The 25,773-nt window shown below is 43.5% G+C and carries 19 protein-coding genes; 2 read left to right on the plus strand and 17 right to left on the minus strand.

The window, feature by feature from the left end; translation table 11 throughout:
* Positions 1–167 precede the first annotated feature (167 nt).
* Positions 168–377, plus strand: coding sequence for a hypothetical protein (locus BMX79_RS03410; RefSeq protein ID WP_143059408.1), 210 nt, complete (start codon positions 168–170; stop codon positions 375–377).
* A gap of 93 nt (positions 378–470) precedes the next feature.
* Here the strand turns inward: BMX79_RS03410 and BMX79_RS03415 are convergent, their stop codons facing one another.
* The 15 genes from BMX79_RS03415 to BMX79_RS03485 form a co-directional block, all read right to left on the minus strand.
* Complete coding sequence (locus tag BMX79_RS03415; RefSeq protein ID WP_091479122.1) at positions 471–2,357, minus strand: sialate O-acetylesterase; 1,887 nt, start codon at positions 2,355–2,357, stop codon at positions 471–473.
* Between the two features lie 40 nt (positions 2,358–2,397).
* A complete protein-coding gene (locus BMX79_RS03420) occupies positions 2,398–3,276 on the minus strand; it encodes a DUF975 family protein (protein WP_170230986.1) in 879 nt (292 codons plus the stop codon).
* Between the two features lie 34 nt (positions 3,277–3,310).
* Positions 3,311–4,306, minus strand: a complete 996-nt coding sequence (locus BMX79_RS03425) for an endo-1,4-beta-xylanase (protein ID WP_091479127.1) — start codon at positions 4,304–4,306, stop codon at positions 3,311–3,313.
* 96 nt (positions 4,307–4,402) lie between these two features.
* Positions 4,403–5,536 (minus strand): family 8 glycosyl hydrolase, encoded by a 1,134-nt coding sequence (locus BMX79_RS03430; protein WP_091479130.1) that lies wholly within the window; start codon positions 5,534–5,536, stop codon positions 4,403–4,405.
* Positions 5,537–8,851: a glycosyl hydrolase 115 family protein gene (locus tag BMX79_RS03435; RefSeq protein WP_170230985.1), complete on the minus strand. Its 3,315-nt coding sequence runs from the start codon at positions 8,849–8,851 to the stop codon at positions 5,537–5,539.
* Positions 8,852–8,895: 44 nt separating this feature from the next.
* On the minus strand, positions 8,896–10,293 hold the full coding sequence (locus BMX79_RS03440) for a family 43 glycosylhydrolase (RefSeq protein WP_091479135.1): 1,398 nt from the start codon (positions 10,291–10,293) through the stop codon (positions 8,896–8,898).
* A gap of 77 nt (positions 10,294–10,370) precedes the next feature.
* Complete coding sequence (locus BMX79_RS03445; RefSeq protein ID WP_091479137.1) at positions 10,371–11,453, minus strand: Gfo/Idh/MocA family protein; 1,083 nt, start codon at positions 11,451–11,453, stop codon at positions 10,371–10,373.
* 15 nt (positions 11,454–11,468) lie between these two features.
* Positions 11,469–12,509: a Gfo/Idh/MocA family protein gene (locus BMX79_RS03450; protein WP_091479139.1), complete on the minus strand. Its 1,041-nt coding sequence runs from the start codon at positions 12,507–12,509 to the stop codon at positions 11,469–11,471.
* 23 nt (positions 12,510–12,532) lie between these two features.
* Complete coding sequence (locus BMX79_RS03455) at positions 12,533–13,672, minus strand: Gfo/Idh/MocA family protein (RefSeq protein WP_091479140.1); 1,140 nt, start codon at positions 13,670–13,672, stop codon at positions 12,533–12,535.
* A 324-nt stretch (positions 13,673–13,996) separates the two neighbouring features.
* The gene (gene xylB / locus BMX79_RS03460) at positions 13,997–15,493 is read right to left on the minus strand and encodes a xylulokinase (protein ID WP_091479144.1); all 1,497 of its coding nucleotides are present in this window, start codon (positions 15,491–15,493) and stop codon (positions 13,997–13,999) included.
* Between the two features lie 120 nt (positions 15,494–15,613).
* On the minus strand, positions 15,614–17,314 hold the full coding sequence (locus BMX79_RS03465; protein WP_091479145.1) for a glycoside hydrolase family 43 protein: 1,701 nt from the start codon (positions 17,312–17,314) through the stop codon (positions 15,614–15,616).
* 39 nt (positions 17,315–17,353) lie between these two features.
* Complete coding sequence (locus tag BMX79_RS03470; protein ID WP_170230984.1) at positions 17,354–18,052, minus strand: DUF624 domain-containing protein; 699 nt, start codon at positions 18,050–18,052, stop codon at positions 17,354–17,356.
* A 437-nt stretch (positions 18,053–18,489) separates the two neighbouring features.
* A complete protein-coding gene (locus tag BMX79_RS03475) occupies positions 18,490–20,172 on the minus strand; it encodes an ABC transporter substrate-binding protein (protein ID WP_091479152.1) in 1,683 nt (560 codons plus the stop codon).
* A gap of 296 nt (positions 20,173–20,468) precedes the next feature.
* Positions 20,469–21,353, minus strand: coding sequence for a carbohydrate ABC transporter permease (locus BMX79_RS03480; RefSeq protein ID WP_091479154.1), 885 nt, complete (start codon positions 21,351–21,353; stop codon positions 20,469–20,471).
* A 15-nt stretch (positions 21,354–21,368) separates the two neighbouring features.
* The gene (locus BMX79_RS03485; RefSeq protein WP_091479454.1) at positions 21,369–22,322 is read right to left on the minus strand and encodes an ABC transporter permease; all 954 of its coding nucleotides are present in this window, start codon (positions 22,320–22,322) and stop codon (positions 21,369–21,371) included.
* On the opposite strand from BMX79_RS03485, the gene BMX79_RS12795 reads away from it, so the two are divergent.
* The gene (locus BMX79_RS12795; RefSeq protein WP_371862065.1) at positions 22,250–22,465 is read left to right on the plus strand and encodes a photosystem I reaction center subunit XII; all 216 of its coding nucleotides are present in this window, start codon (positions 22,250–22,252) and stop codon (positions 22,463–22,465) included. The two genes, BMX79_RS03485 and BMX79_RS12795, sit on opposite strands and share 73 nt — an antisense overlap.
* A 10-nt stretch (positions 22,466–22,475) precedes the next feature.
* Here the strand turns inward: BMX79_RS12795 and uxuA are convergent, their stop codons facing one another.
* Positions 22,476–23,558 (minus strand): mannonate dehydratase, encoded by a 1,083-nt coding sequence (gene uxuA / locus BMX79_RS03490; RefSeq protein ID WP_091479156.1) that lies wholly within the window; start codon positions 23,556–23,558, stop codon positions 22,476–22,478.
* A gap of 71 nt (positions 23,559–23,629) precedes the next feature.
* The gene (locus BMX79_RS03495; protein ID WP_091479158.1) at positions 23,630–25,591 is read right to left on the minus strand and encodes an alpha-glucuronidase; all 1,962 of its coding nucleotides are present in this window, start codon (positions 25,589–25,591) and stop codon (positions 23,630–23,632) included.
* Positions 25,592–25,773: the final 182 nt, after the last annotated feature.

Raw genomic sequence — 25,773 nt, forward strand, 5'->3', positions numbered from 1 at the left:
GTTTAACTTACAAACTAACAATACCCTATTCTGGAAACGGTGTCAATATCTTTTAGTAAATTTTTTCTGCTTAATTTGATAATATCATCTATATATGCATATTGAAAGCGTTATTAAAAGTATTGTGCTATACTGGATGAAGATCAATGAAAGGAGTAGATTTCATTATGCAAAATGAACCAACTCAGACTGGCAATCCGTCTTTACCTGTGGATGCAGAAGCTGCACAGAAAACTAAAGATGAATTAGCTGAAGGTGAGATGCCTAAATCAGAAGAAGAAAAGGAAAAAGAAACAGCTCCTGGAGATGCTGAATCTTTTGATGTAGATAAAGTGGATGACCTTGAAAAATCAAAAAAGAGAGATAAAAAAGACTAATCGAGACTGAGATCAGTGGGAATATTAGTCGATCGAAATTAATTAAGCGCCGGACCCAAGTAAATAGCTTGGATCCGGCGCTGTTTTTTTAATCTAGTTGATGGGATAAGTGAATGGAAGCAAAGGCAGGCGAGTCGCTTCATCATAGATGACCCCTTCAGGGTCATTTCGCCAGGCGTATCTTACCCCTGTTACAGCGTCTAATGACTCTGTCAACGGGATCAGAATACGATTTTCTCTGATCTGAACGGTTTCCACTTCTATCCACAGTCCTTTCAGCTCAATATCGATTTCTGGCAGCTCCTCTGTCATCTTCAAATTACCATTAATGCCTCTGACCGATACTTCTACTCCATTTTCTGACAGGCGGACACCATTTACCTCAAGATTCATATATGGATCAGTTATATGATAGTCCCTGTTTAGAGCAACAGCTGCGAGTCTATGGGCCAAGGTTTTCTTATCGTGGGGGTGGAGTTCGTATGAGATCCCACAATCATAGGCCGGAATCATCTCCACCTGCTCATTCTCCAGTCTGGCTCTGTCCTGCTCGTACCTCAGCACTGCCCACTGGTGATCATCCTCTTTCCCTGCCGGATCTATATAGTTAGCTAGCTGAACATAATAGAACGGGAGCTCTTCCTGGAAAAGTTCCCGCCAGTCAGCAATCATCAGTTTCATCAGATCCTTGTAGCCAGTTGGCTGACCTGTATTCGATTCTCCCTGATAATAGAGGAAACCTCTCACTGCAGAATGTCTCAGCGGATGAATCATCGCATTATATAATACAGATGGTTTGTAATGCAGGAAAAGCATCGGATCGATCGGATCCTTTTCATAACCGATTTTAAAGTGCCAGTCCCCAGTCAGATCGATGGCTTTATGCTCAAGTTCCAGCTGATATGGGAATGACGGGATAAACCCGCCATTTGCCGCATCGATCGATAATCTGATTACGAGGGTGTTTTCTCCTGATTTAAAGTCTTCCTTTTCAAGCACGTATTTCCTGGGCGGATAACGGTAACCGGTCTCTCCGACCTTTTTTCCGTTCAGATAAGTTTCATCTCCATTTATCAGTGAGCCTAAACGAAGTCGGAAAGAGTCGGAAGTCATATCTTCATCGGTTACAGTGAAGGTTTTTCTGAACCATACGACCCCACAGAATTCTGCCAGGTCCTCAGTGTCTTTAAACATCACTGGAATGGGCAAGTCCTTCCAGCCGCTTAAATCGATGTCTTCTTCGTACCATTTAACATCTGAAATCAGCCCCAGATCATTGCTGTTAAGATCTGTGTACCAGGTTTTATTGATTTCGAGGTCTTTATCCACTTCAGCTTTGACGTTATCAGGATCTTTCCAGTAGTCCAGCTCCTCGTCATAATTCCCGAGATGTCTCAATGTCTCTTCCTTCATCCAGGCTTCAATCGGTGTACCACCAACAGCTGTATGAATGATTCCGACCGGTACATTCAGCTCTTCATGCAGTTTTTTTGCATAAAAGAATCCAAGTGACGAGAAGTCCTGTATATTTTCCTGTGTCGCTGTTTTCCATGTTCCCTGCTCCATCATATCTTTCGGCCCTTGAAAGGCCAGATCCATTTCTACGTGGAACTGACGAATGAGAGGGAAATTAGCTGAATCGATTTCTTCCTTGAATTCATCATAGGTTCGATTAACAGGAAGCTCCATGTTTGACTGACCGCCAATCAGCCAAACTTCTCCGACATAGGTATCATTCACTTCTTTTACTGAAGAACCTTCAACTGTAAGCTTATATGGACCTCCGGCATCTACTGGTGGAAAAGTTACTCTCCAGCAGCCTTTTTCGTCCGTTTCGGCCGTTTCAGACATTCCGTTCCAATTAATTAAAACAGGTTGTCCGGGTCTGTCCTTTCCTGAAAATACAACAGGTTTGTTTCGCTGGATGATCACCCCGTCACTCAGTGTATGAGGCAGTTTCAAGTAATCTGTCTTGTTCATTCGGTTTCCTTCTTTTCATTAGATAGTAGTTCTTTCAATATCAAAGTTTAGGGGTAACCTGTCTCTTATTTCGGGTCATCCCCTGTCTTTCCAGTAGTTCTTTTTCAAAATCATCGTACGTTTCCTTGTCTTTTGGGGTGGAGATAAATTCATAAAAAGCCTGCTTGGTCATCATTTTATGCGGCTCGACGTATAAGGAAAAGAGTACAAGAACTAATCCGAGTATAAGCAAGATCGCTAGCAGGATACCAAAAATCAGTTCCTCACCTTCCGGCCCCATCTCTACTCCACCTGTAATTTCCGCATAGTTGCTCCAGAGGAAGAATGCAAATACAAGAATCGGTCCGGCATACCATGGAGCAAAGATCAGCTGCATAAGCGCATACTTCCAGCCGTTCCCTTTCATCAGCTCTTCGGATCTGTTCAGGGCCTCCATAGGGCTCAGTGTAGGATCATCTTTCAGGCAATTCGTAGCCTGACTGTACATATAGGCTTTCCAAATACCTGGAATAATGAACAGCAGAGTCCAGCCGAAGACGATCACCCCTCTAAGCAGAACAAGTGAAAGCAGTCTGCCGGACATAGGGGTCTGGAATCCCTGAAATGCACCTTTCACTTCCAGCGACCGTCCCTTCAGAAGATCCAGACCGAACCAGCGGTAGCTCATATGCAGCATATCCCCAAGAACAAATAGAATAATGAGAAGAATAGGCAACAGCACATAGGTCCACTGAAACCCTGTCCACCCTTCAAAAAAGAGATCGATCAGAGAGAACACACGGTCGAACCCGAAGATAGTAATAAATACTTGAGCGACCAGTGTCCAGGAGACCAGTGAGAGGACATACCCGACCATCAGTATCAATCTGTTCCCTTTCATTACTGATGACGCGCGTCCTCGTAGCATTGCTATTGTCATAAAATTCTTCCTTCCCATTTCTGCAAATTAACTATTATTTAAAAGAGACCACTCGTTTAAAGCTCTCTTTAGGCTGATTGTTCACATCGAAAAGCATAGGCCAGTTTTTGCGTCCGCGTACTGGGAAATCATCCAGCCAGTTATAACGGTCACTTGCTGCCCAGAGAGTCACTGAATCGATATGATCAGAATATTCTCTAAACAGCGAGAAGAAAGCTTCATAACGCTCAGCCTGTTTTTCCATCATCTCTTCTGTCGGCTCAGTCAGATCAGTACGCTTATCGCCAAAATTGAAGACGGATACGTCCATCTCAGTCACTTGAAGTGTCAGACCTAGAGACGCATATTTCTCGATAGCAGCCCGGATATTATCCAGCGTCGGATCTTCCAGTCCCCAGTGAGCCTGAAGCCCCATCCCGTCGATTGGTGTTCCTTTATCCAGAAGATCTTTCAGCATAGTATAGATCTTATCCCTTTTTTCAGGGTGAGATTCATTGTAGTCGTTGTAATAAAGGGCCACATCAGGATTTGCCTGTCTGGCAAACTCGAATGCTTTCTGAACATAGTCGTCTCCAATTATAGTACGCCAAGGCGACTCGCGCAATATGTCTTCGCCTTCATCCGCCACCACTTCATTGATGACATCCCAGGCATAGAATGGAGATTTAAAGTGAGACATCACTGCATGCATGTGTTCTTTCATGTGCTTGAGTGCAACATCTCTGCTGGCTGGTTTGTCTCCATCCTTAAACATCCAGTCTGGTGTCTGATTATGCCATGCCAGTGTATGTCCACGCATAGTCATGTTGTTTTCTTTTGCAAAATCTACGATACCGTCGGCTTGTTCAAATGTGAATGTGCCTTGTTCAGGCTGCACTTCTTCCGGTTTCATTACATTTTCAGCAGTCAGACTGTTGAACTGTTCACGGATCAGATCTCCGTCGCGCTCAAGAGTCGCTGGACTTACGGCTACTCCTACTTTGAAATAATCTTTATATGCATCTTTTAATGTCAGTAACTGTTTAGTCATGGTTTATTTTCTCCTCTTATATTAATTTGTTTAGGTTGACTGTCAGCACAGCTCTCTGAGTCTATCCTGACCAGCTTCTATTATGTGAGATAGTGATTAATTGTTCCAGTTCATTCTATACTGTCCGCTCAAAGCCAGAACAGCAAAGAAGTAAAGCCCGTTATCATAATACCGTCTATTTCCAGTTCTGGGCTCTGTTTCAAAGAACTGTCTGACCACTTTATCACTCAGTTCTGACTGTTCCAGAGCCAGCGTCCCCATAGCATTTGACGCAAGCAGTCCAATTGGGTGAAGAGACGGCTCGCCTGTTTCTGTTCCATCTATTTCGTATTTCTGATAGTCATCCAGTTCCTTGCCGTCAAAGAATCTCAGCAGATTTTCAATGATCTGGCGGTAATCTTCCCGTTTGCCGAACCACTCTGCGTCCAGTCCGATATTGGCAGCCATCCGGTAGGCATCACTGTAAAAATCTCCATGATCATTGACAGGGTTCGGGGTCCCATCATAATGAGCATACTCCGGATTCATTCCAGTGTGTGGATGAGCTGAAGTAACAATATAGCCTCTGCTGGCCTTTACTGCTTTTTTCCAGAAGTCTTTGTCTTCTTCATTTGACCATGCTGCGAAGTGTTCATAGAAGTGCGGCAGATGATAGGACGGATCCGAAAAATCGCAGTCAGGAATGAATTTGATCAGATGATTTTCTGGATCCCACATTGGATCGCCCTCTTCACCATTCTCACCTTTATGGATACAGATGGAAAGCAGCTCTCTCGCCTGTTCACTGTAGTTGAATGGTTTTTCTGCTTTGTCGCCCCATCGTTTAGAAGCCAGGAACAGTGCCATCGCAAAGAATTCTTCACCATCAGGAGCTGGTCCTACATGAATCTTTTCACCATCAAGGGTACAATGCCAGGCAAAATAGCCTTTATGCGGCCCTTCGTGATTACGCATGTACGTTTCAGTCCAGTTCCAGATCCGGTCAAAAATATCCTGACGATCCATCTGAACGGCCATCATCATGCCGTAAGACTGGCCTTCTGTTCGGACATCTGTGTTGCCCGTGTCGACCATGTAGCCCATGTCATCTCCTACGTTGAAATAGAACTTCGATTCAGGGTCTGTAAAAATAGCATCCCATGCAGCAGTCACTTTCTTTTGAATAGCCTCATCAGAATACCCCGCTTCACTGAAACGGTTTCTGTACGTTTTCTTTTCCAGATTTGTCATTTAATCTTTCTCCCTTGCTTCATATTTAACAATTGAATAATTAATTCGGTGTTCAACGTGATCGTCGCTTATATGAATGATCACGTTATCTGGTGTCCAGTTTTCTTCTTTCTTACAGAGGTAATTGACAACCTGCTGTGCGTCGGTCTTCAGCCAGCCCCTACTTCTGCCACACTGCTCTGTCCTGCCTTCCCCTGAAAGTTCTACACCGATCTGATACGGCATTGAAGCTTTACCGAAGTAGTGAAGCATGACAGCTACTGACCAGATGCCTGCACTGGTTTTGTTTACTCGAGCAGTCACTGATAAGGGCCACGCTCTGTCCAGTTCCAGCGTAAACGGATTTTCAGAAGAAAGCTTATCAGGTTTCGTCATTCCCTGTTCTAAAAAAATCAGATTTTCAGAATCAACCGGCTCCTTGTCCTCTGTTCTTACTCTGTAAAACCCAGCAGTCTCTACATAAATCGCTTCTGTAGTCACTTTTCCCGGAACCAGTGAAAAGTCCTCAATGTCACATGGCTCTTCATAGGCATAATCAGCTATTCGATCAGCGTGAGGGGTCGGCTGAGGTCCCAGATAGGTCGGCTTCAGCCCTCCGCAGTCGATGATAATTTTCTGAATCACCACTTGAGGATCGACCAGTGACACATTCAGCTTATGCTTACCTTCTATTAAGCCAGAGATTTTCATTGAGTAAGTATGGCAGTTAATGATTACACTCTTCTCCCAGTCCGGCGAATCATGTTCACCATTCTGCGAGAGGTCTCCGGGATTTTGAATAATCAGCTCATCCTCATCCAGAGACAGACCCAGACGCATGCCGCGAGCCGGATCAAATGGAAGAGAAGGCGCAGTAATGACCGTTACTTCAATGTCAGTCTTTTCTGGAAGAACAAAATCATAAGAGAGCTGCGGGACATCTTCTGGAGAATAGTCTTTTCTGTACTCCACCGGATAAATAGCCATTGATGACTTGGTCCGTCCGTAATCGGGTATTTCTGTCCACTTATGCGGACCGGTCTCTTTTTTGTCTGAATAATCTACAGCTTCAATGGCAATTTTGCCACTGGATGGAACGAATCCTCCTGAAATCAGTGTTTTCGGATTGTCGATCTGACAGACCACTGTCTCAGTCTGTCCCTGATTTGACGTGACAGTTAATGTGATATCAGATTTCCCTTTCGGTGCCTTATCCCAGTCGATACTTATTTTAGTACGTTTTTGGACGGACAAGGTAAACGAGGGATGATCGACAACGGCCCAATCATTGTCAGATACAACTTTTATTTCAACCAGTTCTCTTCCTCTGTTGTATACATCAACAAACAGCGGCTTCCTTGTGTAGCGGTCAGTCATTGCGTCGCCGTATACCTTGATGCCAAATTTTCCATCTACCGATTCTTCATCTGAGAGGAATGCGACTTCCGGCATAATCAGATCTTCTGGCTGCTGCCAGTAAGTATAGCCGATATGGAGCTGATCCATCATATGATCCCATTTGCCGTTTGACACCCGTTTGTTGTATTCAAAAGTCAGCCGCTTGTCTTCTTCAAACAGACGCTGTGCTTCCAGAGCAGCGACATTGGCTGCAACCCGTCCTTCAGCCTTATACAGCTTACTTAAGTCAGCCATCAGCTGGAGTTTCAGTACCGTAAAAGAAGCTTTCGCCGGGTAGTATCCCACTTGGAAAAATGCGTCTCTCAGATCGTGAGGAAGCGTCTGAAGCAACTTTTCAGCCTTATCGACTGTTTTCTGAAATTCATACAAGGTCCGTTCAGCTTCATATTCATTTTCCCAGCTATATAAATCTACCAGGTTGATGACTTCAGGCTTCAGTCGACCATTAAATTTAACGTAATCTCTGATAACTTTTGCTATATCTGAAGCATATTCAGCACCAAATGTGTAAGCGGCCCAGTCCAGGGCGTACTGTTCAAGATTATCCGGAGAAAACGCCTCGATATCCCAGGCCAGGCGAAGAAAGAACTCGGTCTGATACTCCATCGGCTTCAGATCTCCGACATTGACGATCCAGACTTTATTCGCATCATAGGCATAGGCTTTCTGCATCTGTTCATAGGTTTTCTGGATCGGAACAGTGTTGACCCATTTATAGGACCTTGGCCCACCAACATAGTCGAAGTGATAGTAGATCCCAGCTCCGCCTTTACGGCTGCGTTCTTCTTCTGTCGGTAGCCGTCTGATGTTCCCGAAATTATCATCTCCCCAGAGAAGCATGACATCTTCAGGCACAGACATGCCGGAATCATAGTATTCTTTCACTTCCTTGTAAAGCGCCCACATCTGAGGGACGTCTTCTACCGACACATCCATAGTATCCTGAATGATCTGCCTCTGATCGGATATGATTTTTTCCATGAGCTGGATCTTTTCCTGAAAGGACATGTCTCCTCCCATAGGCTCATCTCCATCACCACGCATCCCCAAATTGATGATCGTTTCGTAAGGTTTGGAGCGTTCGATTCCTTTTGACCAGAACTCTTTTAAGTAGTCCGCATTCTCGGCATAATCCCACGGTCCTTTTTTATGGGTCTTCCAGTCTCCGTGAGGCCGGTCCATCGGTTCGTGATGAGAGGTGCCGATCACCACGCCATACAAGGCAGCTGTTTCGATGTTCTTTTCATCATCCTCATAAAATGTGCTGTCCCACATGGCCGGCCAGTGGTAGTTAGCTTTCAGACGCAGTGTCAGTTCGAAGATCTTTTCATAGAATTCATGGGTAAAATCAGGAAAATGAGTCCGCACCCAGGTCATCAGAGACGGCCCTTCGTCATTCAGGAAAAATCCTCTGTACTGGACACTCGGTTCGCCTTTCAGGACTTTTCCTTCTTTCAGATAAAGTGTGTCATGAGTTTTGACAGGAACGTCCATCCACCAGTACCACGGGGATACACCAATTTTTTCAGTCAGATCGTATACCCCAAAAATCGCACCTCGGTCGTCACTGCCGAGAATGATCACACTAGGTTCTGACTGTCCTTCTAGAATGACAGTCTGGATAATGAAGCTCTCCCATTTCCCCTTAAGATCATCTACATTCATACCCACTTGTTCCATCAGATCGCTGTTTTCAACTGTACCGATGAGGATCGACGGACAATCCGGGATTGTATTGAACAGGTCAGGTTTATTTCCGGTCACTTTTTCCAGATCATTCTTCAGATCCTCAGCAACTCTCTGAACACGTTTATGTTCAGTTTTCAGGACAGTTATCGGCATGACGCGGGCACCTTCAGCAACTGTGACGGTATTCTTCTCTTGTTCAAAAGTAATATAGTCTGAATCGAAAAACATAGTTTCCTCCAACTTAGTTTTTATATTGCTCATTAATTATATCTTCAGTGAAACGATGCGCAGATCATCAGGCTCTGACAATCTATCGCCCCTTCCCCGGCAAATTCGATGGTTACACCATACGGGTCATTCAGTCCAGCCAGTAAGCAGTCCAGGTCAATCCATTCTTCGGAATACACATCCAGCGGAACGATCGTCTGGATAGGCTGTCCATCCTTTGTACTCTGACTCACCATTAATTCTCCAGTTGCGTTGCCTCTGACAATCAGCTTCATCGCTTTATCTTCATTGAACTGAAAATATTTCAGTGTGATCAGGGCCCCATCTGTCAGGTTCTTAACGATCGATGTTGGCATGCCCATAACTGTTTCCTGAGTTACGTAAGGCCCATTATCCGGCACTTTATAATTGACAAGATTGCAGGCCATTCCTGCAGGATAAAACCCGGTTTCATCAAAAGGCGCTTGTCTCAGGCCATTGCTGGTGAATTCAGTTTCACAGAATGACCCATCACTTCTCCGCTCGACTTTGTCAGCTACCACTTGTCTTGAAAAATGATTTTGATTAGTGTGGCGATGATTGAAAATAAAATAGCTGCCGTTTATTTTCTCTAAGCTCCCGTGATTGTTTTCGATCAAATGGGCATCATCAGATGATAAGCCGTTATTCAACAAGTTGGGTGAGGTCGAATGCAGCAGCCCCTGATGAACGAATCCTTTATCCGGGTATGAACTGACAGCATAATGAAGACCGGTCAAATCAGTGGACATATAAACCAGTACATAGTTCTCATCGAAGCGTCTGACAGATGCAGCTTCAAAGAAATTAGGGCTGAATCGGTCGTCATCAGCCGGCATGATGATATTCGGATCGGTTTTAGCTGTAATCATGTCTGCGCCCAGTTCTCTGACAAACAGCCCCACAACGGGATGACCATTCTTTTCATTCGCTTTCTGTCCCGATCCGGAGTACAAATATATCCGGTTATCATCGACCAGAACAGCCGGGTCAAATTCAAAATAGTCGTCAGGTGAATCCCCATAAACCTTCCCATTTTTATCTTTAACGTCACCATAGTAATCAAAAGGACCGGTCGGATTGTCGCTGACAGCTACTGACAGCACACCGGAGTCTGCCATTGAATAATATAAGTAATAGCGCCCGTCAGGTCCACGAGCAACATCCGGAGCATACATATAGGGTTTCCCCTTATTTAGAGGAGATGCATGCTGGTCCTTGCGATAGATGACTCCTTCATACCGCCAGTCTGTCAGATCAGTGACTGGTGCGGACCAGGTCACATAATCATTTTCGCAATACATGTTTCCATTAAATTCATCATGACTGCCGTAAATATAGACACGGTCTCCGAAAACATGGGCTTCCGGATCTGGAATGTATTCATCAGCAGGCAATATAGGATTTCCGAATACTGGTATCATGATCTCCTCCACAATTTAAAGCTCTTCTGCTTTTAGGTTGTCGTCTGGGTCAGCTGATCTTTACTCTTGCCTTTATGTTATACTGTCGGTTCCAGTCGAATCGCCTGTTCTTCCGCCAGCAGACTCAATTCCTGCGCTTTGAAAATATGATCTTGTGTCATGGCTTTTTCTGTCCCGTTGATACAATCCAGAATCATCTCTCCAAAGAATGGATAGCCGACTTTTCCGTTGCAGTCGATATGCTGCTCGCCTTCTTCAGTCACCAGATACAGATGATTCCCTGATTCTTCTTTTGCTACATCCACATATTTTCTCAATTCGATCGTTCCTTTTGTCCCCGTAATGAAGGTTCGACCATCTCCCCAGGTTGAGAGTCCGTCCGGGGTGAACCAGTCGACTTTGAAATAGAATGTGGCTCCATTTCCACCTACTAATGTCGCATCACCAAAGTCTTCCAGCTCTGGCTTGTCCGGGTTTGCATAATTCGCTACTTTACTGTGAACCACTTCTGCTTCTGTATTACCAGTATAGTGAAGGAACTGCTCGATCTGGTGGCTGCCGATATCGCATAGAATGCCACCATACTTGTCTTTCTCGAAGAACCAGTCCGGACGACCCGCCTTACCTAATCTGTGAGGACCAAATCCGGTAACCTGAATTACTTTTCCTATTACCCCTTCATCTATGAGCTGTCCAGCATAGATGGCACTTTCAACATGAAGCCGTTCTCCAAAGTAGACGAAGAATCTTCTTCCTGTTTCCTGAACGACACGCTTACTTTCGTCCAGCTGGTCCAGTGTGGTGAACGCTGTTTTATCTGCAAAGTAGTCTTTCCCGGCACGCATTGCTTCATTACCGATCGTGCTTCTCTCACTGGCAACTGCAGCTGATAAGACCATATTTACTTCTTCATCTGAATAAATCTGTTCTTTCGATTCAGCCAGTTTAACGTCAGGGTAGGTTTCCTTAAAACTTCTCATTTTTTCAGGATCCTTGTCATAGACCCATTTAAGCGTCGCACCTGCTTCGACACAGCCGTTAGCCATTCCATAAATGTGTCCGTGATCGAGTCCGATCGCTGCAATGACGAACTCCCCGTCTTTCACTACTGGTTCTGGCTTTCCTTTTGGCGCATGGTTCATTCCGCTTGCTTTTGTCATGTTTATTCCTCCAGTTCAGTTATTTTCGAATGAGTCTATTGATACTGTAATAGGTTCAGCAACAGTTTTTGATGATGCCGCCATCATTTCGATCAGTCTAATCGAAGGAAGCGCATCGCTGACAGATACATAATCTGTCGAGTCATCGATAATAGCCTGATAGAAGCGGTCGATCAGAAGTTTATGACTGGCTCCAAAGTAAAATTTGGCGCCTTCCAGCTGTTCATCCTGAGCAAGTTTTTCTTTACTGCCATCTTCACTAACTCGATATAAACTGCCATCAGTCAACTTGAACGTTTCATGTTCAGTCACTATTTCCATGTCGACTTCGGAATTATTGATGTTTGCGTTTGTCGCATGAAAATAGGCTCGAGCCCCATTTTTAAATCGTATGACACTGCTCGCTGTATCTTCAACTTCACTGTCTATATCTAATAGCTGAGATAATGTGGCTTTTACTGATGACACTTCTCCCCCAAGAAGCTGTACCAGATCGAGTGTGTGGATCGACTGGCTCATAATATTGCCGTAGCCAACTTCCACCTTCGTTCTCCTCCAGGGTTTCAGTTCATAGTAACTGTTCTCACGGTACCAGGTGACCAATGCTTTGATTCCAGTAATCTGCCCTGTTTCTTCTTTCGCAAGCCACTCCTGTAAAGTAACAAAAGATGCATTGAGTCGATTCTGGAAACAGACACAGATTTTCTGACTGTTTTCATCTTCCAGTTTTTTCTGAAGGAGACCTTCTTCATAGCTGATCGAGACAGGCTTTTCGAGAAAAACATGTACCCCTGCTTTCACACACGCTTCTGTTACGGGATAGTGCAGAAAATGCGGCAGGCAGTTATGAACGACATCCAGATCCTGCGTTGCCAGCATCTCATTAAAGTCAGTAAAAAACGGCACATTTTTAATTGAGGAAGCAAGAGCCGGATCAGTATCGCAGACTGCAGCCAGCTCGGCATGGTCATTCATCTCAATGGCCTGTATGTGGACTGGTGAAACATCTCCAAGTCCGATAATACCCACTTTCAGCTTTCCTTTTTTATTTTCCATTCTGTTCTCTCCCCTATGACCTTCTATGTGGTGATTTCGCCTTCTTCAAAGTTTTCTACAGAACCAGATTTTTCATAGAACCTTGGGACATTCGCCATGACCCCTTCCTTCGTATAAAATGGATGAGACGAATCAATCGGCAGGTCGACTTTCTGTCCAGCTTGAGAGGCAGAATAGATAGCCATGATCAACTCCAGCGTCTGCTTGCCCTGGTACCCATCAACGACAAGATCTTCGTGACCGATTAAGGATTGAATGACATTGTTCAACTGACCTGTATGTCCTTCATAAGCCAAATCATCCAGCTCTTCATAACGTTTAGTAATGGCTTCCATTTTTTCTGTATTTTCTTTGGGGAATCCATTTCCTTGAGCTGCCATTGCAGACACCTTGAATGGAGCAGATATGCGCCCTTCCTCACCCTGGAAAATCAGCTGCTGATCTTCTCCGTGATGAACCACTGAACTGGTCAGTGTGGCTAATCCTCCGTCTTTGTATTTCCCAATAGCGATAGAAATATCTTCCACTTCGGCATTATCGTGTGCTACGTTGCTCATGACAGCTGTAACTTCATCCGGCATGCCGTTCAACCATTTGAAAATATCCAGATGATGGACAGCATGATTCAATGTGCAGCCGCCGCCTTCTTTCTCCCATGTCCCTCTCCACCATAAATCATAGTAATTGTGCCCTCTCCACCAGAAAGAATCAACTTGAGTATGAAGGACTTTACCAATCACTTTTTCGTCCAGAAGCGTTTTCAATTTCATCATTGGATTAGTAAATCGGTTCTGAGAAATGATAGACAGGGTTTTGCCTGTTTCTTCTGAGACTCGATTCATGTCATCACATTCTTTTAAAGAAGCCGCCATCGGTTTTTCAACGACAGCATGCGCCCCAGCTTTCATTGCATTGATTGCTATTTCAGCGTGTACGTATGGAGGAGTACAGACTGACACCAGATCAACGGTTTCATTTGCCAGCAGCTCCTCATGATTATCATAAACTGATACATCAAGGTCAAAGTCAGACGCCATTTTCTCTGCTTTTTCCGGATAGATATCACACAAGGCGACAATATTAACATCCTCTTTAAAAGTTAGATAGCCTTTTATGTGTAAAGGGGCAATGCCCCCAGTTCCTATAATTGCAACGTTTAACATGGTTTGAATCCTCTCCTGTCAGTAGTCTTTTAGTAATAGAACATCAAATACTTTAATAAGATCGGTAGATTTCAGCCTGCTGAAATCAGTCTGAACTTTATTCTGACGGGTCAATACTTCAGTTCAGAAACAGATTTGTCGCCTGAACTATACTCTATTCTGGCAGAGTGGAGTTCAGGCCTTATTCATGCTCCTAAACTGCACTCAGCAAACGTGAAAATAGAGTTTACATCAACATATTTGAATGAACTCAATTCGCAGAATAATTCTCTACAATCCAAAGAAAAGCTATGACTGAAAAGATCATAGCTTTCTTTAAATGGTTTAATCGTTGTCTGTCACTAACTTGTGAGACAAGTCTTTGATCGTCGGATAGACTTCCTGATAGTTTGCATAGACTTTTTCATACTGTGCAACAGCTTCAGGATTAGGTTTAACTTCAGATTTGTATTTAACGAATTCTTTTGAGCAGGCTTCAAAGTCGCTGAACCATCCTGCACCGACAGCGGCAATCATAGCTGCTCCCATAGCAGGTCCCTGTTCAGTTTCCAGCGTCACGACAGGCGCATTGAAGATATCAGCCTGCATCTGCAGCCAGTCCGGATTTTTAGCTCCGCCACCCACTGAGACGATCTGAGAAAATTCTTTGTTCGAATGCTTTTTCATCAGTTCATATGAATCTTTAAGAGAAAAAGTGATCCCTTCCAGCACGGCACGGGCAAAGTGATCGCGTGTATGTGCAATATCCATTCCGAGGAATGTTCCGCGAATGTTACTGTCTGTATAAGGCGTACGTTCTCCAGAGATATATGGAGCGAACAGCAGGCCGTCTGAACCTGGTTTAATATCTTTGACCCCTTTAAGCAGTTCTACAAAGCTTTCTTCAGGCGCAAAAGTTTTCTTGAACCAGTTCAAGCTGCTTCCAGCTGCAAGTGTCACGCCCATTGTGTAAAAGGCATTTGGTACAACATGGTTGAAGTAGTGCAGGTGTCCGTTGTAGGCTTTATCCCCTGATTCTTCATAAGACAGGAAGACTCCTGATGTTCCAATGCTTGCCATGCCCTGATCAGGACGGACAATACCCGCTCCAACAGCAGCACACGGGTTGTCAGCTCCACCAGAAAAGACTGGTACCTCATGAGATAGTCCAAATTCTTCAGCCAATTCACGGTCCAGCTTACCGATCTCATCATGAGACTGAACAAGTGGCGGGCAGATATCAGTGGAGATGCCGACTGCTTCAGCTACTTCACTGCTCCATGCTCTGCTTTCCACGTCTAAAAGAAGCGTTCCTGCTGCATCAGAATATTCCATCTGTTTCTGACCGGTCAGGCGGTACCCAAGATAGTCTTTAGGAAGCAGGAAAGTGCTGACCTTGTCCCAGACATCCGGTTCGTTTTCTTTGACCCACAGCAACTTGGGTAGAGTGAATCCTTCAAGCGCTTTATTTTTTGTTATATCGATCAGGTTGTCGACTTTAGATGTGATGGTTTCACATTGCTTAGTCGTGCGCACATCATTCCATAAAATAGCCGGGCGAAGCACATCATCCTGGTCATCCAATAAGACAAGTGAATGCATCTGACCGGAAAAGCTGATGCCTTCCAGGTTATCTTTCGCATCTGGAGTTGATTTAAAGATAGCTGCCATGACTTCTTTTGCTGCTCGAAACCATTCTTTCGGGTCCTGTTCACTGTGCCCTCTTTTTGGAGTCAGCAGAGGGTATTCTGATGAAGACTCATCAACGATTTTTCCGCTTTTATTGACCAGAATCCCTTTCAGACCACTGGTTCCTAAATCTAAACCTAAAACGTAGCTCATATTTACACGTCCATTCTTAATTTTTATATAAAAAAGGAGACTGACTTAAGGAAAGCTCCAATCCAGAATCGATTATTGCCTTCCTTGGAGTCCGTCCCCTTCACTTATTTTATTCAGAAGTTATTTTGTTGTGCCAGACTGTCCAACGACTGTTTTGTTCTTTCCTTTAGATCCACTTCCAAAGTGACGAGTCAATGTCCAGTGATCACGGTCATCTTCCTTTTCTTCATAACGGAAGTAGTCGAAGTCAGCAGGCTTGCTCATACCACTTGTATCGATACAGCTCATTCCTACAAAGGCACCTGTAAAGAATCCAGATTCCTGAATGTACTCATCAGACAGTTTCCATGAGTCAAAGGTTGCAGGAATATCTTTCCAGTTCTCGCCATCGAATGAGTAGCTGAATGTGTACGTATACTGATCAACTTTAACTTTGAACCATACCGCTTCAGCATCATCAGGAACAGGAATCACATCATCGCCCAGTGGGTTAGATACATTATTACGTTCAGATGCATAAAGATCGATAACTTTCCCTTTATCTTCGTGCCAAGTCACATGAACGCTTGTCCAGTTTTTCGTGTTGTAATAATTGACTAGACCTGCCTGCTGCTGGAATGTGACTGGATCGAAGGAAACTTTGGTTTCAGCTTCGAACTCGAATGCCTGCCAGCGACGAGCTACGAGTGCCTGTTTGTGCAGGTTTGAGAATCCACCAGCTCCATATAGACGTAAGTTTCCTGGCTTGTCTGTCAATGATGCGAACTGAGTATACGGAATACGCAGTGTCTGCCACTGTCCACCCAGCTCTTCTGAATCAAACTGATCGACGACAGGGAAGTCTGCATCCCATTTATGCTCAGGTACGTCAGGACCTTCTACTGCTACTTTAGGATAGTTGCCATCTACAACATATGGCCAACCGTCTTTCCATTCCAGTTTCTGGATGGCTGTTTCACGACCAAGCTGGCTGTATCCTCGATCCATCAGTAAAACATCTCCAGGCGCTTTAGTCGGCCGAGCTGTCAGGTGAGCCAGGTACCACTCTCCGTTTTTAGTATTGACGATAGAGGCATGCCCAGCTTTTTGAAGAGCCAGACGAGGGTGTCCCCATGATGAAATCAGCGGATTGTCCGGATGTGTTTCATAAGGACCTTCCAGATTTTTAGAACGTGCAAGCGTTGCATGGTGGTCATACATTGTTCCACCTTCTGCTGTAAGCAGGTAATAGTAATCATCAAATTTGTATAAGTGAGGGGCTTCGGTCAGACCGACATCTGTTCCTTTGTAAATGATTTTACGGTCACCGACCAGTTTCTTCTCATCGTGATTATATTCCTGAAGGACAATTCCTCCAAAGTCGTGTTTCCCGTTTCGGTGATCCCAGACCATGTTGACGAACCATTTGCGTCCATCTTCATCATGGAATAGAGACGGATCAAAACCGGACTGGTTCATGAATACCGGATCGCTCCATTCACCGTCGATCGTTTCGCAAGTAGTCAGATAGTTTGTAACGTCCTTATAAATTCCACCAGTTACTTTAACATCAGAGAAGATCAGGTAGAATTGTCCGTCAGCGTAACTTAATTGAGGGGCCCATACGCCGCCTGAATCCGGATTACCTTTCATATCAAGCAGTTCCACTCTATTAAGCGGACGAGCCACCTGGCGCCAGTTTACCATGTCTCTTGAGTGATAAATGACGACTCCCGGGAACCATTCGAATGTGGATACGGCGATATAAAAATCGTCCCCCACTCTTAACATGCTTGGATCTGGATTAAATCCTTTAAGTACCGGATTTTGAATTGTTGACATATTGACAGCCTCCTGTGTAGTTTTTATTTAAAGAATGCATTATTCTTTATCTTTAACAAAATTAGTTCTGACATCTCTTACTATACTGTAGTTATACAATGTCCATAGATAAGATAGAACAGCTGGGAGTGCGAGCAGTAACCATTCAGTCGTGACCAGCAATAAAAAAGCTAGAATGAATATCACGAAAAAGTTACCAAATGTAAGTTTCATTTTAATGAAGAAATAGTACCAGCCCAGTCTAAGTAAATCTTTATACCGGAATGAAAATTTGGTTTGTATCAGAAAAACTGGGATCAGATACAAAATAAGTACGATCGTCAGAAAAATGAAAAAGTACCCTAACAGGAACAATGTATTATCAGCAAGTGCCAGATAATAATTGATATTGACGGAGAAGAGATAGACAACTACCAGAAACGGCAGCCAGATCTTCAATGAGTCCATCAAATTGACCCGATAATATTTCCTGAAATCTCTCCCCGGCTCTGAAAAATCTTCATTTTCAATCACCTGATGCGTCGATCCAAGCATCGCTCCAATTGCCGGCCCAAGGGGAATGATCCCGATCAGATACCAGACAATATTGGCCAGTGTCGGCTCTACAAAGAGAAAGAAGAAAAATAAAGGGATAAAATTTAGATTGAACCATAATGTTGATATCAGGAACCAGGAAATGTTCTGAGCTATCTTATACAGCCTCTTGTTTCCTATATCATTATTGAATTCGTCTGACATAACTAACGTCCTCTCATGACATGAATCTGTCCCCATCAGTTGATGGCTGGATTCACATCGATTACTTCGCCACTATGAACAGCTGCTTATAACCGCACCAGTAATTGGAGCGCATACATAGCTGACACTTCTTTATTATACCGTTTTCAGACGACATTGTCATCCATCACAAAAAAATTAATATAACAAAATTAGCTTGAGTGTCTATTGTCACGGTTATAAGCAACTAATTATATTAATAACTATGTAAACAGACAGAAGGTCCCCTTCTGAACAGGTCCTATCTACAATAAAGGTCATGCAGATAGGCTCTTTAAAGCGAATCGATATGCTGATGCATACGCTCCACCTGTATTCAGAAGGCAACCTTTGTCCTGAAACCTGTACACGGTCTTAGCTGTACATAGTTTCTATCCTGTTCACTCCATCAGATAAAATTATTCAGATAAAGTTTCCTGGAAATCCTGATACGCATTGTTGATGATATCAAGGTACTGATCTACGTTCTGGTTTTCCAGATCAGCCATGAATTCATCCCAGCGGTCAAGATCATATTGTCCAGTAATGAAACGTAGTGTATATGTTTCTGTAGTATCCTGTAGAGGTGTTCCAATCAGTGAAAGCTGTTCCTGATCTGCAGCAGTCAGCGGATATGGCGGCTGTGTAGGAATAACTTCACGTGATTCATTTGTAGCTTCCTGGAAGTCGATTTCTTCTTCATCCATTACAGACTGCAGAAGATCCTGAGGTCCACCGGATGCAATGATTCCATTACGGAAACCATGATCTTCCTGCAGATGCTCAGTTCCATCAGGATTTAATCCTAAATAGGTTATAGGATCTAGAGGCATATATCCACCTGCAACTTCGTCAGTGCGCTCATAATGTTCACCTTCTACACCCCACCAAGCTAGATTGTTTCCTTCGTCACTATAGTAAAGCCAGTCAACGAACTGCAGTAAAGCAAGGAAGTCATCACGTTCAGCTACGTCAGCACGAAGCATGAATCCAGCAACGAAGCGGCTTCCTCCAACGTAAGGTCCTTCTGGTCCTTCAGGTGAAACGATTTTTCCGATTTCATATTCGCCTTCACCATGAAGCTCAGCCATTGATTCTCTTTGACCAATAACAGTCTGGGAGTTTGCAGAAATGACATAAGAGTTCAGGTTGTTAAACGAATTCTGTGCAGTTTCGTCTTCTTGTGTGAATGACTCAGGATCCATCAGACCGTCTTCAACCAGGCCTGAGAAGTATTCAACCATGTTACGGTATCCGTCTTCCATAGGTGCGTATCTAAATTCATCTGCGTCTTCATCGAAGACTACACCTCCGCCGAAGCCCCATCCAGCTACAGTACCGAATGAAGGTGCAGCGTAGTTAAGCAGTGCATTTCCTTCCCACTGATCTGAGAAAGGAACATTCCCGGTTTCATCACGAAGGACTTCAAGAGCATCTCTCAGTTCGTCCCATGAATTAGGATCTTCTATACCATACTCTTCGAAGACAGTTCTGTTGATCATTAATGTATAGTCGTGACGGACGTTTTCTTCAATACCAGGAAGCATATAGTATTTTCCATCTTCCTGACGGTTCAGATCCAGCTCATCTTCCAGATCCCATTGTTCAATTCTTTGAGATAAGTGAGGCATCAGATGTACATAGTCTGAAATCGGCAGGATCGCTCCTGAAGCTACAAACTGAGACTCATCTCCAGGGTATGTGTTGGAAATAATATCCGGTGCGTCACCTGCTGCTATAAGTACGGAACGTCTTTCAGCAAAGTCAGATAGAGGAACGACTACATTATCAAATGTAACATTTGTTGTTTCTTCCAGTACTTCATAGAATGTCCAATCCGGATCGATCGGATAGTTAGGATGATCACGATAAAGGAATGAGAATTCCAGAGGCTCTTCTGAATAGAATGTATCCCCAGCACTAAAATCTTCCATGGCATGTTCTGATCCCAGTTCGTCCTCTGTAACTTCGCTTTCGCCACCATCGTTTGTTCCATTACCATTGTCAGTGTCTCCACCATTGTCTCCTCCACATGCAATCAGTAATGTTGCAGTCGAAAGAGTTAAACCAGCTAATAATTTTTTCTTAAGTGATGAACCCATTTTTTTCCTCCTTAAATTATAAAGCTTATAGTTAATCTTGTACGGTAGTATATCAATTTATAGAATAAATAACTAAGGACATCCCCCTCTCTGACACTACATCGAATGTCAGCAACACATGCCGTGACTGTTGAGCATTATATAGGCTCTTCAGCATGTCTAATAGTTGTGCACCAGCCCTTATCTCATCATGGACGGCTTGCTGCTATTTATTTTCAGGGCCTTTCTGTCAAGCGTTTACATAATAAGTATTTAGTCAACCTGGAAGCAGAACAGCTCCCAGGTTGATTGATACCTTACTCTTTAACAGATCCTAACATAATTCCACTAACAAAGTATTTCTGTACGAACGGGTAAACCATGATGATCGGAAGTACAGTCAGGAACATTGCAACGGAACGAACGTTTGAAGCAATTTGTGTGCTTCCAGCTTCAGCAGCTGCAGCCTCACCAGTAGCTGTAGCTCCAGAAATCAGGTTTCTAAGGAACAATGTAACTGGGAATAATGTCCATTCATTAAGGAACATGAATGCCTGGAACCAAGCGTTCCAGTAAGCAACGGCATAGAACAGAGTCATTGTCGCCAAGATTGGTTTAGACAATGGAAGAATGATCTTCAAGAATATGCCATAAGTCGACATGCCATCGATCGATGCAGCTTCTTCAAGAGCTGTCGGAAGATTTTCAAAGAAAGCCTTCATGATCAGCATGTTGTAGATACTCAATGCCAGTGGGAATACGACAGCCCACATTGTATTAGTAATGTTAAGTGTATTGTTATATACGATATAAGTCGGGATGATCCCACCTGCAAAGAACATAGTGAATACTGCAAAGCCTACCCAGAAACCTTTACCTTTTAATCGAGTTTTAGGTTTAGATAGAACGTAAGCTAGCAGTGTAGTCAGGAACATAGCGATAGCCACACCGACTACAGTATACACAATCGTATTTCTATAATGGATCCAGAAACGCTGGTTCTGAAGTACAGCACGATAAGTGTCTACGTTGAATCCACGAGGTAGAAGGAAAACTTCACCTGCTGTGATATATCTTTCACTACTGAAAGACTGTGCCACGATATTCACGAACGGAAGAAACGTAGCAATGACGATGAGAATCATTACAATGATGTTAACTACTCTAAATATTTTATATCCCTTAGTATCATTTAAATGCATGTGTTTTCCCTCCTTTTACCAAAGACTTCTATTAGTCAGTTTTCTGGACAGCAAGTTTGCGCCCATTACCAGGATGAATCCGATAACAGCTTGTGCCAGACCGATAGCTGTTGCATATGAGAAGTTTGCACTTCCCAGTCCGATACGATACAGGTAAGTTGAGATAACGTCCCCTGTTTCATATGTCAGCGGGTTGTAAAGCAGGAATACTTTCTCAAACCCGACGTTCATGAAGTTACCAATATTCAGAATCAGCAAAGTAATGATTGTTGGCATGATTCCTGGAAGGGTAACGTGCCATGTCTGTTTCAGACGACCTGCCCCATCGATTGCAGCAGCTTCGTATAAGTTAGGATCGATATTAGTCAGTGCAGCAAGGTAAAGAATTGCTCCCCAACCTGTACGCTGCCAGATTTCAGACCCGACATAAATCGTACGGAACCATTCTGCACGCTGCAGGAAGATTGTTGGGTTTCCACCGAACCATTCGATAACTTGGTTGACGATACCACTTGCTGACAGCATTTCCATGATCATACCAGCTACGATAACCATTGAGATAAAGTGCGGCAGATAGGATGCTGTTTGTACGAAACGTTTGAATTTGATACTTTTAACTTCATTTAGAAGTAAGGCAAATATAATCGGGATCGGGAAGTTAAATAGTAATGTGTATCCCCCAATTGTCAAGGTGTTACGGAATACTCTCCAGAATGTTCGGTCATTCCAGAACATTTCGAAGTAACGCAGTCCAACAAATTCCTGACCAAGCATGCTTCCACCTGGTACAAAACGTCTGAAAGCAATGACATTACCGATCATAGGCAGGTACTGGAATACAATCAGGTAGACAACAGGCAGGATAAGGAATGTATAAAGCTGCCAGTCTTTTCTAAGTGATTTTCTTACAGATTCAAATTTTGATACTTCTGTTCGTTTCAGTTTCTCCTGGTATTCTTCTACACTCATTGCGCCTTGGGCAGACGCTATACCAGTTTCTGGGTTATTACCAATGCGTCCTGTTTCTCCGCCTGGTACTTGGCTATCTATTTCCACTGGGATTCCTCCTTCTTATTCAAAAAAACTCTTTCATCATTGACAATAATTCATAAACAACACTTCTTATTCCTTCGATTCTCTTTTTAGTTTTTCAAGCATGTCCCATGCACCAATCATATACATGATTCCAAGAGCCCGGTCGTACAAGCCATAACCCGGTCTACTTTCTTCTCCCCATAAATGTCTGCCGTGGTCCGGACGCATATAACCTTCGAAGCCGATTTCATGATACGCTTTCATAATTTCCAGTATTGGAACGGATCCATCCTGTTCTCTGTGAGACGTTTCGATGAAATCACCATTCTCGAATACTTTAACATTACGAATATGAGCAAAAGGAATACGGTCTTTAAACGTCCTGATCATATTAGGGACATCATTATCTGGGTTGGAACCTAAAGCTCCACTGCATAATGTCAGTCCATTGGAAGGGCTGTCAATAATGTCCACGATTTTCTGAAGATTTTCTTTGCTTCGGACTATTCTAGGAAGATTGAATACAGGATAAGGCGGGTCATCCGGATGGATAGCCATTTTGATCCCATTTTCTTCTGCCACAGGAACAATTTCTTTCAGGAAGTAAGCCAGATTGTCGAAAAGATTATCTTCTGATACATTTTCATAGGCTTTAAATAATTCTTCGATCTTTTCGAGTCTCTCAGGCTCCCAGCCTGGCAAAGTCATTCCTCTGGAAGAATTCTTTACGTTTTCAACCAGTTCATATGGATCGACCCCTTCGATCTTATCGACTTCATAAAACAGTGCAGTCGACCCGTCTTCCAGCGCTTTAGCCATGTCTGTTCTCACCCAGTCAAAGACTGGCATGAAGTTGTAACAGACGACTTTTACTCCGCCAACTTTACCTAAGTTTCGTAAAGTCTTTTTGTAATTCTCAATATATTCTTCTCTGTCTGGCGTCCCCAGCTTAATCGATTCGTGGATATTAACTGATTCCACAACATCGATTCCCAGGTTGTACTCTGCTGCCTGATCTTTCACTTCCTGAATGCGATCGACTGGCCAGACAACGCCCGGCTGAAGATCATGAAGCGCCCAGACTACAGAATGCATTGAAGGAATCTGACGAATATCTGAAAGCGATATCGTGTCGTTCCCCTCACCATACCAGCGGAATGTTGTTTTCATTCCATTTCCCCCTTCTTACATCCTACCCTTTATATTGTCGGGGGCCAGGCCCCCAACTAATTTCAAAATTCTCACTTGTAGATTTTTCTTCCTTTTGCATCCTCGACACCGGATTTACGGTAATAGTACGTATTGACCTGGTCACGCCATTCTCTAGCACTTCGGCGCTGTTCTTCCAGACGTTCTTTTACATTAAGGTAGGATGCCTCATCTATCTCATCTTTCAGTGTCTCCCACTGCTCCTGATACGCTTCTACCTTATCAAATCCTTCGAAATGAGTATCGTAGATGTGCTGGATAATTGTTTTCCCTGTTTTAAGCTTGTAGCTGTATGGCAGATGATGGAAGAATAGAAGCAGTTCCTCCGGACATGTGTCGACATTTTCGTACATAGCATAATTTTCATCGTAGTACTGTCTTGTGTATCCAGTACCCGAAGCTACTGTACGGTCCACTCCAAGTCCATCTCGATCTGAAAAGTGATAGGTGCCCCACATATCATATTCGTATCCGTCAATATTTGGTCCGTAGTGATGATTCGGCTGAACCATCCATCCGATACCTAATGGAGAGGTATACTTCTCATATGTATCCCAGCTGGATATTAGTATATCAAGTAAGGTCTTTTTCCCTTTTTCAGAAAGAGAATAGGTGGCTTCGATCCATTCTTCTGCAATCTCTTCAGATGAAAGGCTTGAGTCCCAGATCAGTCGTCCATAACCAAACAAATTAGCTTGAGATAATTTATGTCCGGTCCAGTTCTCATCCATGCCTGTATTGACTACAGCAGTAATGCCGTTACGCTCAGGGTTCTGTGGATAACTCACAAGAACGTCCTGCACCGTAGTTCCCGGTCCATCTGCATAGGTGTCGAAGTCAAGCACTTCTTTCCACATCGGGATAAGATAACAGATATGTTTCTGCTGGCCTGTATACTCTTGTGCAATCTGGAATTCCAGTACCTGATTAGTCTGTTTCAAAGCTCCAAACAGTGGCGAAACAGCTTCTCTTACTTGGAAGTCCATTGGTCCGTTCTTGATCTGAAGAACGACATTATCCGCAAAGTCACCATCCATCGGTGCATAATGATCATATGCAGCTCGTGCACGGTCGGTTGAACGGTCACGCCAGTCCTGATGATTGTCATAGACGAAGCATCTCCAGAAGACAGTTCCACCGAATGGCTCAAGTGCTTCAGCAAGCATGTTCGCTCCATCAGCGTGTGTACGTCCATAAGTAAATGGTCCAGGGCGGTTTTCTGAATCCGCTTTAACAACAAATCCGCCGAAGTATGGGATGTGCTCATAAATCAGTTCAGCAGTATCTTTCCAGAATGCTCTGACTTTCTCATCTAGTGGATCTGCAGTATCTGTCCAGTCCACTTCCATCGGTGCTGCATAGTTCACACTGAGGAACAGAGTCAGTCCATATGATCTGAAGATCTCAGCCAGATGCTTGACATCTCTTATGAAAGAATCAGTAATGAAGTAGCTTTCTTTCTGATGTACATTTACGTTATTGATAGTCAAAGCATTAATACCTACAGAAGCAAGCATTTTTGCATATTGGGCAAACCGTTCATCCTGCAGTCTGAATTCATTATTACTGAAGAACAGTGAGCGGCCTGCATACCCTCTTTCAACAGATCCGTCGAAATTGTCCCAATGATTGATCATTCGAATCTTATTCTTAGGATTAGACGTTACTGCAAGTTCTGGCTGTGCATTTTGCTGGTAGGCTCTGATTAGATGGAAGAATCCGTACATCAGACCTTCAGGCTTGTTCGCGGTAACAGTTACCGCATTTTCTTTTTGTTCTATTTTAAATCCATCTAATATGATAGAATCATCTTCAGTGACCTTAAAGCTCAACGTGTGATCGCCTGCTTCAAATGATTCTTTATATAGAAGAAACTCTTTTTCCAGTGTTTTTTCAAGATGGGCAGCCCCATCGATTTCAATAGTACTAAATGGCCATGCTTTCAATGTGTCTGGCGACAACCAGCTTTCATCGAAGTCAAGTTTAGTAGTCATGCTCAATCCCCTTTTAAATACATTTAGTTACCGCTAACAAATCTAACAAAAAAAATCATTTGTTTCGAGCTTCCTTTTTTTCGAATGATACTGTAACATGAAAAGAAAGAAAACCTTTACATTTTATGTTTTTTTATTTTGTAAGATATGATACACTTGGTGTATCGATAGTTTGTTAGTTG

The organism is Alkalibacterium pelagium (genome assembly GCF_900109325.1).
In the GTDB taxonomy this organism is placed as follows: domain Bacteria; phylum Bacillota; class Bacilli; order Lactobacillales; family Carnobacteriaceae_A; genus Alkalibacterium; species Alkalibacterium pelagium.

Coding starts and splice junctions, on each gene's coding strand:
- BMX79_RS03410 (WP_143059408.1), top strand. CDS start 168: ATGCAAAATGAACCAACTCAGACTGGCAATCCGTCTTTACCTGTGGAT.
- BMX79_RS03415 (WP_091479122.1), bottom strand. CDS start 2,357: ATGAACAAGACAGATTACTTGAAACTGCCTCATACACTGAGTGACGGG.
- BMX79_RS03420 (WP_170230986.1), bottom strand. CDS start 3,276: ATGACAATAGCAATGCTACGAGGACGCGCGTCATCAGTAATGAAAGGG.
- BMX79_RS03425 (WP_091479127.1), bottom strand. CDS start 4,306: ATGACTAAACAGTTACTGACATTAAAAGATGCATATAAAGATTATTTC.
- BMX79_RS03430 (WP_091479130.1), bottom strand. CDS start 5,536: ATGACAAATCTGGAAAAGAAAACGTACAGAAACCGTTTCAGTGAAGCG.
- BMX79_RS03435 (WP_170230985.1), bottom strand. CDS start 8,851: ATGTTTTTCGATTCAGACTATATTACTTTTGAACAAGAGAAGAATACC.
- BMX79_RS03440 (WP_091479135.1), bottom strand. CDS start 10,293: ATGATACCAGTATTCGGAAATCCTATATTGCCTGCTGATGAATACATT.
- BMX79_RS03445 (WP_091479137.1), bottom strand. CDS start 11,453: ATGACAAAAGCAAGCGGAATGAACCATGCGCCAAAAGGAAAGCCAGAA.
- BMX79_RS03450 (WP_091479139.1), bottom strand. CDS start 12,509: ATGGAAAATAAAAAAGGAAAGCTGAAAGTGGGTATTATCGGACTTGGA.
- BMX79_RS03455 (WP_091479140.1), bottom strand. CDS start 13,672: ATGTTAAACGTTGCAATTATAGGAACTGGGGGCATTGCCCCTTTACAC.
- xylB (WP_091479144.1), bottom strand. CDS start 15,493: ATGAGCTACGTTTTAGGTTTAGATTTAGGAACCAGTGGTCTGAAAGGG.
- BMX79_RS03465 (WP_091479145.1), bottom strand. CDS start 17,314: ATGTCAACAATTCAAAATCCGGTACTTAAAGGATTTAATCCAGATCCA.
- BMX79_RS03470 (WP_170230984.1), bottom strand. CDS start 18,052: ATGTCAGACGAATTCAATAATGATATAGGAAACAAGAGGCTGTATAAG.
- BMX79_RS03475 (WP_091479152.1), bottom strand. CDS start 20,172: ATGGGTTCATCACTTAAGAAAAAATTATTAGCTGGTTTAACTCTTTCG.
- BMX79_RS03480 (WP_091479154.1), bottom strand. CDS start 21,353: ATGCATTTAAATGATACTAAGGGATATAAAATATTTAGAGTAGTTAAC.
- BMX79_RS03485 (WP_091479454.1), bottom strand. CDS start 22,322: ATGAGTGTAGAAGAATACCAGGAGAAACTGAAACGAACAGAAGTATCA.
- uxuA (WP_091479156.1), bottom strand. CDS start 23,558: ATGAAAACAACATTCCGCTGGTATGGTGAGGGGAACGACACGATATCG.
- BMX79_RS03495 (WP_091479158.1), bottom strand. CDS start 25,591: ATGACTACTAAACTTGACTTCGATGAAAGCTGGTTGTCGCCAGACACA.